The organism is Lysinibacillus sp. OL1 (genome assembly GCF_004332175.1).
Taxonomy (GTDB): domain Bacteria; phylum Bacillota; class Bacilli; order Bacillales_A; family Planococcaceae; genus Lysinibacillus; species Lysinibacillus capsici.
The window spans coordinates 406025-418231 of sequence record NZ_SJDS01000002.1 but is presented as its reverse complement, the minus strand read 5'-3'; the positions used below and the strand labels follow the sequence as shown (position 1 = coordinate 418231).

The following is a 12207-nucleotide window of genomic DNA, read 5'->3' as shown; positions in this document are numbered from 1 at the left end:
ATGTGCCAATCAAAAAACAATGCTTTGTAACTCGTCCCCACAAAGATAGGGATGAAAAGTAACCAATAAAAGCGAGGTAAACTAAATTTATAGCCTTTAGCCAGCAAGGTACTCCCTCCCCATTTTTTTAGCCATCATAACATAAAAGAAAATATTTTAGTATATTATGGAAGTATTAAATGATAATTCGAATACGTTATTTACAATTATAGTAATTTAAAGGTATTATTAGTAAGTTGAGACGATGTCCAGAAAGGTAGAAGTCCATGAAAATGATCCATTCAAGCAAGATACATCCCGAAGTGAAAACATTATTATCCTATGCCACATCCGAAAAGAAAGTGGAGAAGGAATACTCATTGTACATTGCATGTCCAGAAAGAGTATTGTATGGCTATACCTTTGCACAAGACACTATCGGTTGTATTGGGATTGTTAAAAGAGAGGCAAATCAATGTGAAATTAAACATATAGCCGTATCGCCTGCTTATCGTGGAAAAGGCATTGGACGTGAGATGATTCGGTATGTAGAAGAACATCATGCTTTTTCTTCCATTTATGCAGAAACTGATCAAGAAGCCGTACTGTTTTATAAAAATATTGGCTTTCATATTACAAGTTTAGGAGAAAAATACCCTGGAGTGGAGCGTTTTGGCTGTCTATTAACCTTCACTACATAGCGGTTAAATTCGTTGTGCTGTCGATAAACGTCCACTTATGTACTTTTTACGCCCTCTTATTTGTCTGTAGTAAAAGATAGGAAATTTGAATGGTACGATAACATAGAAAGGAGCTATAAAAATGAAACAAAAATTGTGGTGGATTGTATGGGGCTTGGCATTGTTCATAGCAGGCTATTCGGTTGTTCAATATTTACTATTCGATGCACGGCAGGCGGGATTTGTTCAATTAAAGCTTATGCTTAGTGCAACATTGAGTTCATTTTGGTATATCATGCTCTATATACATATTGTATTCGGTATATTAGCACTAGTCATCGGTCCTTTTACGTTGTCATCAAAGTTACGAGAGAAAAATGTGAAACGCCATAGACTACTAGGCAATATCTATATGGTTAGTATTTTGTTTGGTGGCTTGGCAGGACTTTATTTAGCGCTGAACGCAACAGGGGGATGGGTAGCACAGCTAGGCTTTGCTTTATTATCTATAGGGTGGCTCTTCACCATGTTTCAAGCGCTGGTCCATATTAAAAAAAGAAATATCCAAGGCCATCAGAAATGGATGCTAAGAAATTATGCATTAACCTTTGCAGCTGTCACATTGCGAATTTGGCTCCCTTTGTTTACGGTAGTATTTGGCTTTGATAATTTTGAGTATAGTTATGCCTCTATCGCTTGGCTATGCTGGGTGCCAAATTTAATCGTGATGGAATGGTATATCCAGCAGAAACTACCAAAATTTGAAAATTACCAAAAAATGGTAAAGACAAATGGATAATGTTGAAATATATTATTGAGCATTGGGTTCTATATGACCTAATGTTCTTTTTATTTTAAGATACATAGTTAATTCATTCTAATATTCTAGGTACATTAATTATCTCAATAAGTAGACTTATGAATATGATAAAAAGGGACAGGAGGTGAAGTCGCATTGAGGTTTAGTTACAATCGTAATTTTGATAATTTTAAATGTGATGCAAAATGTAATTATCCAATGAAATATAAATGTAATGAATTTGGGTGTAATGGCTACCCATATGTTTATGGTATTGAAGATCCAATCGGTGTAACAGGAGCTACAGGAGCTACTGGTGCTACAGGAGCACAAGGTCCCCCAGGAGCACCAGGACCTCAAGGAGTAGAAGGGGTAACGGGAGCAACGGGTCCACAGGGAGAAATGGGTCTCCAAGGAGTAACGGGAGCAACAGGTCCACAGGGAGAAATGGGTCTCCAAGGAGTAGCAGGAGTAACGGGAGCAACGGGTCCACAGGGAGAAATGGGTCTCCAAGGAGTAGCAGGAGTAACGGGTCCACAGGGAATAATAGGGGCCACTGGACTTCGAGGACTTGCGGGAATAACAGGAGCAACAGGAGAACGGGGACTAGCAGGAATCACAGGGGCAACAGGAGCCCAAGGCGTAGCAGGAAATACAGGAGCAACTGGTTCACAGGGAATAACAGGGGCAACAGGAGCCCAAGGAGTAACAGGAAGTACAGGAGCAACTGGTTCACAGGGGATAACAGGGGCAACAGGAGCCCAAGGAGTAACGGGAAGTACAGGAGCAACGGGTCCACAGGGAATAACAGGGGCGACAGGAGTCCAAGGAGTAACAGGAAGCACAGGAGCGACTGGCGCAAGAGGGACTACTGGTGTTACTGGAACAACAGGTCCAAGTGGTTCAGGTTTGATGGAAGTTTTCCTCTCTACAGATCAATCAGTTGGTAATAATGATTTTCTGGGTACTGGTAATTCGTCAGCTTCATTCGTGAGAAGTTCAATTGTGATTCCTGAAAATGCTACAATTAGAAGCTTAACATTGAATATTCGCGACCATGCTCTCATCGCAGGTCAAACCGCTTCAGCACAAATATTTATCAGCACAAATTGCGGATTTACTAGCGTTGCTACAGGTATCATTGCGAGCGTATCAGGACCAAATTCATCTACAACACCCAATTGTTGTGCAAAAGTGATTGCAAATTACCCAGTTAATAGTTGTACACTTCTCTCTGTACAAGTAAGTACAACGGGAGGAGCATTTTCAAACGGTGTTTCAGCAACGATACTTTTTAATACAGTTTAATTACGCGTTTTAATTTGTGAGTTTTTTGAGGGAAAGTTAATAAGGAAAGATATGCAATTTATTATTCTGGTTGATTGTTGCTAATAGGACATCCTTTACATCAATGTTATAAGTTGAAAGTTGGTCTTTTAACCAACTCTCGGTTAGCGTTGTTTTATTCAACTCATGGTAATCAATTTTTCCCTCTTTAATAAGAACGGTGGGAAGAAAAAAAGGATTAGCTTGTACATTTATATCTGCTCGTGTTGGTGTTTGGTAGGGTGTATGCAAAAAACTAGAGATCGATCCGTCTGGTTCCCATAACGCGAGTGCTACATTTTGAATTTCTTCAATTTTTTCCTTTCTTAACTCTGATAAAAGTAAATCCACAGATATTCTAGCCTTTTGTAAGTTGGCGCTAATAATTTGCCCATTTTTAATCAGGGGAATCGGCGGGGAGTCTATTAAATGACGAAAGGCAACCCATTTTAGGCTCAAAAAAACACCGATGAGGTAGAGCGCAACTAAAACGGCCATGGTAATCATGGAACCCTTCATTCCTAACCCTTCATCAGATAAGGGATGTGCGATAATATTCCCAAGTGTGATAGCCATTGCAAAATCCAGCATTCTTAACTGAGAAATAGAGCGCTGTCCCATAATTTTTGTTGCGAAAAGTAGGAAGAAAAAAGCGACAATGGCTCGGAGAATCCATTGAATAGCAGTAAGTGATTCTTGACTATGAAAAAATTCCACAGCGACACATCCTCTTTTTTCTTATTGTTTCCTTCCGTTACATGATTATGCGGATCTTCAGGATTGAAACGAAATAGACTTGTAAAAATATGTTCAAAACGATATTGTTAAAATAAAAAAGCTATTATTTAGTAATTTTAAGAAAATCAGGAGAATATCTATGCAATCAAAATTACAAAATATTCTTATCGACATACAAGAGAAGGTTAATTTTTCAGGAACGGTGCTAGTAGAAAATCAGGAAAAGATTGCCTTAGTCAGCCAAAGTTTTGGCTATGCGAATCGCTCAGAACAAATCGACAATCATACCAAAACTCGTTTTGGCATTGCCTCTGGCTGTAAAATTTTTACTGCAGTCGCTATTTGTCAGCTTATTGAAAAAGAGAAGCTAGCATTTGACACGAAATTATGCGATTGTCTGCCTCAACTATTTAAGCACTTCGATGAGCAAGTAACCATCGCTCATCTGCTAACACATACGTCAGGAATACCCGATTATTTTGATGAGGAAGAAATGGAGAATTTTGAAGTGTTATGGGTTGAAAATCCGATGTACCAGCTTCGAACATTGCGAGATTTCTTACCATTATTTCAGAATCGTCCAATAAAGTATAAAGTTGGTGAGCGATTTCACTATAATAATGCAGGATATATTGTATTAGGGTTAATTGTAGAGCATGCAACTGGTATGGATTTTTCCGCTTACATTCAACAACATCTTTTCGATCGGGTGAATATGACGGAATCAGGCTATTTTTCGTTAGATTCTTTGCCAGCTAATACAGCATTAGGGTACATAGACAACCCAGATGGAACTTGGAAAACAAATATCTATTCTTTACCTGTAAAAGGGGGTTCTGATGGGGGAGCATTCGTAACAGGGAAGGATATGGCAAAGTTCTGGAGTGCACTTATGAATTTCGAACTTTTAAATGAAGAGTTAACGAATCAACTGTTAATGCCTCATGTCGAACTGAATGAAAATGATTGTTATGGCTATGGTGTATGGATTAAGAAGAATAGTGAACAAGCAATACTGAAATACCATGTGATGGGGTATGATCCTGGCGTGTGCTTCCATTCAGCCTATTATCCTGCTTCTTCCATCAAAGTTGTCGTATGTTCCAATAAATCTAAGGGCGCTCTTGATATGATGAAAGGAATAGAGGCTATCCTATAATAGGATAAGGCTTGTCTGTGAAAAAGATTACAGGCAAGCCTATTGCTAGTTATTAAGTAATGCCACCATGGATATTACAATAATACTCGATCTCAATAATATGAGGTGAGGATACACCATTATATGAATAGTAGCCACCGATTGCAATATTGTAAGCACTGCCTTGATCTTTAATGGAAGGGTCATACCCCGTTTGCGTCCAGTAGCCTTTACCCTGTTCAATTTTAGAAGACAAGGAATGCATAACCGAAAATAACTGTCTTCCACCAGAAATGTTCATGCTTAGTTGGGTGTCAAATGAACTATCCACACGAATGATTGTTCGATGTGCCCCCATATGTAATTCAACGAATTTTGGTACTTTAACGGGAGAAAAAACTTCCTTATTATCGGCCACGACATAAGAAGTGTCTATTCTGCCTTTTAACATGTCTTCAAAATCTTTTAATTCAAGCCAATAATTTGCTGAAAATGTTGTAATGGGATCTAGCTTAAAGCCTGTACCATACTCTTCATTTAGTTTATTGACAATAGTCGAATATTCTTTATAGTAGTATTCTTTCTGTGGTAGCGTTAAAACTAATGGAACAGGTGCCATGACAGATTCCGTTGTTATTATTTGTTTATCTACTGATGTAGATAGTGGTGAGGCTGCTTTGTCATCCTTTTCACAGCCTGTCAGGAAGATGGCTCCTACTACAATGCTTGTCACCAAATATCTTTTCAACACCTTCACCTCCCAAAAAATGAATAAAATCTATTATAACATACATAAATATTTATAATTTCATTTATTTGGTAAAATTATAGTTTCGTAGTATATTCTAGAGGGAACGACGATTTAGCAAGTGTAAGGGGCGGTATAGTGGCAATTTTAAAAGATGATTCAAGTGATCCGAGCTGTGAGGTAGAGCTAGATATTTTAATGGTGAACAGGGAGAGTGTAAAGTTTCGTATTGAATTTCGCTTTGGGCCAGCTTTCCCAGCAATAAATACGGAGATTTATTGTTTAAAAAGAGATTTCCTTCAATTATTAGAAGACATAACACAATTGGAGCCTGCTTATTTGAGTATGCTGGAGCCGCATGATCCTGGTCTATGCATCTATCATATCCCTCATTATGGAGAATATTTTTTTCCTGGATACGGTATCTTTCAAATTCCTGAAGAGGAGAGGGAGGAAGCAGAGCCTCGTTATAAATTAATATTTGTACTAGATGCTTATGAGAAGAATCATCATGGTGCAAGAGAATGTGGACCTGCATTATGTATTATTGTGACGATGGAACAAATCCGAGTGTTCATTACCACTTTGCGAGAACAAGTAAAGAAATTTTAAAGTAAAAGGTGATACAACGGTCATTCATTCTCTTCTACAACGATGCTATAGGATAGGTTGAGACGATCACATACCCAATTTTTAAATAGATGATCAATTTGTTTTTTTATTTCATCGCTAGGTAATTGCTCATTCATCCCTAATTGTTCAAACGAAAATGTTTCCTGAATTTGATCGGTATATTTCGTATTAAAGGTAAACGTAATGAGTTTAGACACGTTGATTTTCCTCCGTTTTCTAGTGTGTACATTCATGAGCGAATTATTAGAAATTGAATGTCGATGATATTTGTAAATAAACTTTTTTTCTTTGGATAAAAAGAATAGAAAATGCTGTCTGCTGAATTATCATGAATAGAGACAGTGTAAGTAGCATAATTTTCTAGCAATTGTTTTAACGGTTAGATTATTTGTTCATTCGGTGTTTCAGCTTTTGTTTCTTTTGCTAGTTCAAGAGTGATTGCTGCCGTCATATTTAGTATATCTTGGCTTGCAGGGCGCTTGAATTTTTTCTGTCTAGCTCAAATAGCATTGTTTTCTTTAGGTGTAAGATCTCGTTCAGAAATATTTTTTCCTCCTCTCCAATTCATTGTTTGTCAAAAGGTAATGTAACAAGTATGAAATTTATAAAGTATTTTTGTTAAAATTTAGTATAAACTTTTGTGCATGTAGGTGCAATAGTTACCATTAAGGAGCAGTATACTTCTGTTTTCTTCGCTTCTTTTGCTTATAGGTAAGATAAGAAGTTTTTAAGGAGGCATAACTTCCAATTGCTGCATAGCCATAAAACCAGCCCATGAATAGTCCTGCAAGAAGATTATGTCGGTGGCTGATGAAAATAGAAATGAATAAGCCGACAACTAGTGCAATGGTTGGAACCCAAAAAGGCTTTATATGACACATTTTCTTAATGAGTTGGGTAATCATCATAACTACAGGGACTGCAACGACGGCATCCCAAAAATTTGTATGTATGAGTGGAAAGTGTTCCATTCTGCTCACCTCTCATTGACTATTTTGAACTTATTGTGGACATATAGGGAAATTTTATACATTAGTGTAGTGTGCAATCATTGGGGATTTGTAGAGAGAATGTATAGATAGCTCTGGTAGACTTACTCTGTCGGGATGCACAAGCAAACTAACACGCACAAAAAGGGCAGGGCAACTAGCCTTGTCCTTTTAACAAAGTGGCATCAAATGGAAATAGAGATTGCAATAGCTAGTTGACAAATGTAAAATTTGATTAATAAATCTACAATAAAAGAGGTATATGATGTTTCCAATTTTACATACTGAACGATTAGTGTTAAGGGAATTGACAAGTTCTGATGGACAAGCTCTTCTTGCGTGCTTTTCGAATCCTGAAGTTTTGCGCCATTATGGTCAACAACCTTTAACGAGCTTAGTTCAAGTGCAGCAAATCATTCAAAATTTCGCCAACAATTTTGCCGAAAAACGTGGCATTAAATGGGGCATTGCATTAAAGGATCAAGAAGGAATTATTGGTACAATTGGCTTTCAAGAGTGGTCAATAGAGCATCGAAGAGCGGAAATCAGCTACGCCCTTTTTCCTGAAAATTGGGGAAAAGGCTATGCTCAGGAAGCTGTAAAACGAGCTATTTCCTATGGTTTTGAAGAAATGGATTTAGTACGTATTGGAGCCATTGTATTTAAAGAAAATGAAGCTTCCAATCTACTATTGCAAAAAATAGGCTTCGAACAAGAAGGCTTATTAAAAAAATATATACATCAACATAATGTGTCCCATGATACTTATATATACGCACTTTTAAAATAATAGGGAGACCAGATTCCTATAATATGATAAGGACATCTGGTCATTTTTTTATTGTTTCTGTAAAAGTTTTTCGACCTGGATTGATTTTGGCTACATCCACATCAATTTTACTAATCGAATCCTCTGATAATGGGATTTTTCCATCTTTCTCAAGCTTTTTCCAAGCCTTGACGTTATCGCGGTAGAGATATTCTGACAATCGATAGATATCCACATCTAATTTTAGGCCTTCTTTAAAGGTTTCCTGGATTTCCTTTTTCACTTCTTTTACAATAAGCTCTTTCAGCTCCTGCTCGGTTACTTTTCCTTTAAAACCATTGATGGTCGCATTGATTCTCAATTTGACTTCAAATGTAACAGCCTCTTGTTTGACAAATGGTTCCACATCGACATGTATTTTCTCAATACTGACCGTTAGTTCTTCCTGGTCACTTGTGTTTAATTGAAAGGTAATCTCCCCACGATTTGTATAGTTATGCATCCATTGACTGCCGCGAGCCGCAGTGTCTTGCACGAACCCCTTAAAGCCATCTTTCGATAGGACACCAACCCCTGAAAAATAGGTTTCCTCAACTTGCTCCTCATCTGTTTCCCAATCGTCTTTAATGGACACATAAGGAATTGTTACTTCATGACTTGGTTCATTTAAGCCAATGACAACATCTCTTAAGTCTTTTGGTTCAATAAATGTTTCTTGTTCTGTTGGGTTGATTGGGTTACTTAATTTTGATGAGGATAACGAATTTCTTAAGATAGGTGTGACAAGCAGTATGTCTTCTACTGGGTTTTTTGTACAATACACCCAAATTTGATACCTAGTATCGCGAAAGCGTATGAATGTATCGATGACAGGAATAATGCGTTCATTTTCCATAGCCTGCTCTGAAAAGACCATATATCGCATATGCCCCCAAAAAATTTCTTGATCCGAGGAGCGATATAATTTGTAAATGGCCTCTTCTACTGTTTTACCAGTGGCACGTCCTACTTCAGCAGGCGCCACCGTTGCGCTAGGTTGTATAGATTTCGCGACATCAGCGAAATTAATCACTTGTAAATAGACAATATACTCGTCGTTTTCATAGTCTACACCTACTGCATTTATATAGTACATTCTTTGCGGCTCTGTAATATCCCAGCATCCAGCGAGTAAGGTCGTCAATCCGATGATCATTATAAATTTGAAATAAGTTTTCATGGTTTCTCCACTCGAATTGCTCTTCGGTTGTATTTTATAGTGTTAGCTTAGACAAAAGATGGCTTTTTTATAAAGTGCTAGCTGAGGAAATGGGACTTGGAAAATTATATCCAATAAGACGATTTTTAGGTATGATGAGGTAAGGAGGGAAGAACGTGACTAGTATTTCATATTGTCTAATTAATACATTTACGAATGAACTATATAAAGGGAATCCTGCAGCAATATGTCTATTAGATGAAGAAGTTTCTGAGGAGGCCATGCAAAAAATTGCACAGGAGATACCTGTCCCGACAACAGCCTTTATTGAAAAAAAAACAGGTTGATTTTTCGCTGAAATGGTTTTCACCAAATAGGGAAATACCCATTTGTGGTCATGGCACCCTTGCTAGTGCCTTTGTGCTTTGGCAGCAAGGAATTGTGCCAAAGGAGCACACAATTACATTTCATACAGCAAGTGGTCCTTTACATGCCAAGTGGCAACATGATCGAGTGGAAATCGCCATCAAAACGTATCCAATTGCTGAAATGGAATGTCCTTCAGCATTGGAGGAATGGTTAGGATGTAAGCCCATCTTTGTAGGGAGGACCGAATTGGATTATATCGTGGAAGTAGGCAATGAAAGCCTAATTGCACAGTTTAAACCTGACTTTTCTGCGATGAAGCAGTTTCCTGTTCGAGGTATATGCCTAACTAGTCAATCGAAGGAAGTAGGTATTGATATCGTATCTCGCTTTTTTCTCCAGCACAAGGCATTGATGAGGATCATGTAAATGGATCAAGTCATGGCGCACTAGCTCCTTATTGGTGTGAGAAATTATCTAAACAACAGCTTGTCAGCAAGCAGCTTTCTAAACGTGGAGGTGTAATCTATGTGACCCCTCATCACAACAAGGTATTAATTGCAGGCGCAGCAGTTACAGTATTGCATGGGGAATTAAACATCTAGATACGGTTTAGAAGGAGATTTGTATTCAAAGTAAACAGTTCGTTTCCTATATTTTTTCCTTATTTTGGTTATTACTATGATTGCGAAAAGCGAGAGAAAAATTTGAAATTTGTTGTAACCTTTTTCAATGGTAAACGACTACTCTATTAGTAGAATACAAATTAAACTAAAGTAAGTAGTAACATTCACTTTTCACAAAATGACCAGGGCTCAATTTTGAGTGCCTGGTTATTTTGTTGTCATAATAAAAGGAGGGCACGCACATATGGCATGCCCTCTGTTTATTCGCTCAGCATAGCTTTTAATGTTCGTTTTTGCCAGCCTAGCTTGAAGTATGCGTATTGCATAATGAAATGGACGCAGAAGGTGATTGGATAGGCTAACCAAACACCATTTAGTTCTAGTGACGTATGGTGAGATAGTAGAAACGCTAATGGTACCTGCACAACCCAAATCGTAATGACTAAGAAGATGGTTGGCCATAATACGACACCAGTGGCACGCATTGTAGCAGAAACAGTTTGTGTGTGTCCGAAAATTAAATAGCTCCAAAAGGCGATGTATAAATAATTCTTGGCAATAAGTACAGTCTCATGTGAATCAATAAAGAAAGCCAAAATAGGCTCTGCAAACAGATACATAATGAGTATGATCGCGCCACCTAGAAGATAATTAATGCGCACACCCATTTGTCGGATTTTTTTAATCATCTCTGTAGAATTAGCCCCTAACGCCTGTGCTACAAAGACAGATGTTGCAATGGCAATACTCATTGCTGGGACTTGAGCATAGCTAGCTACCTGATTGACAACGCCATAAGCGGCAGTAGCATCCGAACCATAGCCATTTACAAAGCCAATAACGGCAATTTCGGCTACTGAAATGGCAACCATGCTAATACTGGCTGGAATGGCAAGCTTTAATAAGGACGTTAAAATATCTTTCTTTAATTTAAAATGCTGTAAGATCGTTTTATCAAAACGTAGTAAATGCTTTGTTTTATGCAAATAGGCTAACAACAGGATCATTGTCACCAGGTTTGATAACACGGAAGCATAGGCAGCCCCATTTAAGCCGAACGCAGGCACCCCCAACCACCCGAATACTAAAGGGGGGAGGAAGGCGATATTTAACACAACACTAATTACTAAAAATAGAAAAGGTGTTTTGGAATCGCCGACTCCTCGCATAAAGGTTGTATACACCAAATACCAAAACATAATCGGTAACGTGAAGAAAAGTATTTGGGCATAACTAATACTCATGTCTAAAATATTCGCAGGTGTCTGCATAAAACGTAAAATCCATTCGATGAAAAAGCCACCAAAAATCGCGACAGCGATGGATAAAATAGTTGTAAAGGCGAGTGTTACACCAACAACCTCTTTCATTTTGGCATGATTACCAGCCCCAAATGTTTGCCCGACTAAAATAGAGCTTCCTGAACCAATGCCAATTGCAAAGGCCATTAAAAAGAAGAAAAATGGAAAAAATGCCGAAATGGCTGCTAGGGCATCGACCCCTAAATTGCGTCCGACGATAAACATAGCAAAAACTTGGCCAACAGATTGCAGCACATTCGCTAGCATCACGGGAATTAAGAAATTAAAAAAAGCTTTGCGTAGCTGTTGATCATCCTGTAACATTTGTTCGTTCATCATTAAGTTCCTCTTGAGTTTTAATAACCCATTTCTTTTAAGATTCTTGATAGTGTGCGTAGGCGTTCACCAATGAGCTCACCATCATTATTAAGTGCTTGCTGAAAAAGCTGAATATCCTCTTTAATCTGTTCATTTTCTGTGCAAACTTCCACTGTCATGGCATCTCCCTGTAGGCCTACACGATTAATTACAGGGTTTTCTTCATCATATAAATGCTCATGACGATAAGCCTCCTTAAAATAAAGTTCCGTTTCACACACTAAAATAGCGAGATCAAGTACGCGGTGTAGGGGAAGTTCTTCTGATTGGCGAGACCACTTGCCACCTGTATGCCGCCAAACCTTCGCAGAAATATCAACCTTTCCTCTATCATTCCATTGTGCCAGACCAAGGGAAAGCCCTTGTGCATCTGTTTGATAAGCTGTGCGCCCATCAATATTGGCATAATTTTCTGCCACGATGACAGGTTTATGTTTTAAATGTGTTGGAATTTTCATGTATCCGTACTCCTTATCATTTCGAATTTAGTAATTTAGTAAATTACTGCTTTAGTAAATTTAGCATTAAACGCTTCTATA

The 12207-nt window shown here is 38.0% G+C and carries 13 protein-coding genes and 1 pseudogene; 7 read left to right on the top strand and 7 right to left on the bottom strand.

Going from position 1 to position 12207, the window contains the following annotated elements; translation table 11 throughout:
• The first annotated feature begins 266 nt into the window (after window positions 1-266).
• The 3 genes from EW028_RS06440 to EW028_RS25970 all read left to right on the top strand — a co-directional run bounded on the left by EW028_RS06440 (window position 267) and on the right by EW028_RS25970 (window position 2766).
• The gene (locus EW028_RS06440; protein WP_131520291.1) at window positions 267-680 is read left to right on the top strand and encodes a GNAT family N-acetyltransferase; all 414 of its coding nucleotides are present in this window, start codon (window positions 267-269) and stop codon (window positions 678-680) included.
• Window positions 681-801: 121 nt separating this feature from the next.
• Window positions 802-1458, top strand: coding sequence for a DUF2306 domain-containing protein (locus EW028_RS06435; protein ID WP_131520290.1), 657 nt, complete (start codon window positions 802-804; stop codon window positions 1456-1458).
• A gap of 156 nt (window positions 1459-1614) precedes the next feature.
• Window positions 1615-2766: a collagen-like domain-containing protein gene (locus EW028_RS25970; RefSeq protein ID WP_305036174.1), complete on the top strand. Its 1152-nt coding sequence runs from the start codon at window positions 1615-1617 to the stop codon at window positions 2764-2766.
• A 36-nt stretch (window positions 2767-2802) separates the two neighbouring features.
• Here EW028_RS25970 and EW028_RS06425 read toward each other — a convergent pair whose 3' ends face one another.
• Window positions 2803-3501 carry a DUF421 domain-containing protein gene (locus tag EW028_RS06425; protein WP_131520289.1) on the bottom strand — a complete coding sequence of 233 codons (699 nt, stop codon included), beginning with the start codon at window positions 3499-3501 and terminating at the stop codon, window positions 2803-2805.
• Window positions 3502-3661: 160 nt separating this feature from the next.
• On the opposite strand from EW028_RS06425, the gene EW028_RS06420 reads away from it, so the two are divergent.
• The gene (locus EW028_RS06420) at window positions 3662-4681 is read left to right on the top strand and encodes a serine hydrolase domain-containing protein (protein ID WP_131520288.1); all 1020 of its coding nucleotides are present in this window, start codon (window positions 3662-3664) and stop codon (window positions 4679-4681) included.
• A gap of 52 nt (window positions 4682-4733) precedes the next feature.
• Here the strand turns inward: EW028_RS06420 and EW028_RS06415 are convergent, their stop codons facing one another.
• A complete protein-coding gene (locus tag EW028_RS06415; protein WP_227744877.1) occupies window positions 4734-5411 on the bottom strand; it encodes a hypothetical protein in 678 nt (225 codons plus the stop codon).
• A 135-nt stretch (window positions 5412-5546) separates the two neighbouring features.
• Between EW028_RS06415 and EW028_RS06410 the strand changes: the two genes are divergently transcribed.
• Window positions 5547-6020, top strand: a complete 474-nt coding sequence (locus tag EW028_RS06410; RefSeq protein WP_131520286.1) for a hypothetical protein — start codon at window positions 5547-5549, stop codon at window positions 6018-6020.
• A 20-nt stretch (window positions 6021-6040) separates the two neighbouring features.
• Here the strand turns inward: EW028_RS06410 and EW028_RS06405 are convergent, their stop codons facing one another.
• Together EW028_RS06405 and EW028_RS06395 are read right to left on the bottom strand one after the other, a co-directional pair.
• Entirely contained in the window at window positions 6041-6238 is a 198-nt protein-coding gene (locus EW028_RS06405; protein WP_131520285.1) for a hypothetical protein, read from the bottom strand.
• A gap of 468 nt (window positions 6239-6706) precedes the next feature.
• The gene (locus EW028_RS06395) at window positions 6707-7012 is read right to left on the bottom strand and encodes a hypothetical protein (protein WP_048392961.1); all 306 of its coding nucleotides are present in this window, start codon (window positions 7010-7012) and stop codon (window positions 6707-6709) included.
• Window positions 7013-7295: 283 nt separating this feature from the next.
• Here EW028_RS06395 and EW028_RS06390 point away from each other — a divergent pair, with 283 nt between their 5' ends.
• Window positions 7296-7820 carry a GNAT family N-acetyltransferase gene (locus tag EW028_RS06390; RefSeq protein WP_131520284.1) on the top strand — a complete coding sequence of 175 codons (525 nt, stop codon included), beginning with the start codon at window positions 7296-7298 and terminating at the stop codon, window positions 7818-7820.
• Window positions 7821-7860: 40 nt separating this feature from the next.
• Here EW028_RS06390 and EW028_RS06385 read toward each other — a convergent pair whose 3' ends face one another.
• Window positions 7861-9018 (bottom strand): Ger(x)C family spore germination protein, encoded by a 1158-nt coding sequence (locus EW028_RS06385; RefSeq protein WP_131520283.1) that lies wholly within the window; start codon window positions 9016-9018, stop codon window positions 7861-7863.
• A gap of 155 nt (window positions 9019-9173) precedes the next feature.
• Between EW028_RS06385 and EW028_RS06380 the strand changes: the two are divergent.
• Window positions 9174-9968 (top strand): annotated as a pseudogene (locus EW028_RS06380) (PhzF family phenazine biosynthesis protein).
• Between the two features lie 281 nt (window positions 9969-10249).
• Here EW028_RS06380 and EW028_RS06375 read toward each other — a convergent pair.
• Entirely contained in the window at window positions 10250-11629 is a 1380-nt protein-coding gene (locus EW028_RS06375) for an MATE family efflux transporter (protein ID WP_131520282.1), read from the bottom strand.
• A 17-nt stretch (window positions 11630-11646) separates the two neighbouring features.
• A complete protein-coding gene (locus EW028_RS06370) occupies window positions 11647-12126 on the bottom strand; it encodes a DUF6530 family protein (protein WP_016994140.1) in 480 nt (159 codons plus the stop codon).
• Between the last annotated feature and the right edge of the window lie 81 nt (window positions 12127-12207).

Excerpts from the sequence above, each read along its gene's own strand:
- EW028_RS06440 (WP_131520291.1), top strand. The coding sequence starts at position 267 with ATGAAAATGATCCATTCAAGCAAGATACATCCCGAAGTGAAAACATTA.
- EW028_RS06395 (WP_048392961.1), bottom strand. The coding sequence starts at position 7,012 with ATGGAACACTTTCCACTCATACATACAAATTTTTGGGATGCCGTCGTT.
- EW028_RS06390 (WP_131520284.1), top strand. The coding sequence starts at position 7,296 with ATGTTTCCAATTTTACATACTGAACGATTAGTGTTAAGGGAATTGACA.
- EW028_RS06375 (WP_131520282.1), bottom strand. The coding sequence starts at position 11,629 with ATGATGAACGAACAAATGTTACAGGATGATCAACAGCTACGCAAAGCT.
- EW028_RS06385 (WP_131520283.1), bottom strand. The coding sequence starts at position 9,018 with ATGAAAACTTATTTCAAATTTATAATGATCATCGGATTGACGACCTTA.
- EW028_RS06435 (WP_131520290.1), top strand. The coding sequence starts at position 802 with ATGAAACAAAAATTGTGGTGGATTGTATGGGGCTTGGCATTGTTCATA.
- EW028_RS06420 (WP_131520288.1), top strand. The coding sequence starts at position 3,662 with ATGCAATCAAAATTACAAAATATTCTTATCGACATACAAGAGAAGGTT.
- EW028_RS06370 (WP_016994140.1), bottom strand. The coding sequence starts at position 12,126 with ATGAAAATTCCAACACATTTAAAACATAAACCTGTCATCGTGGCAGAA.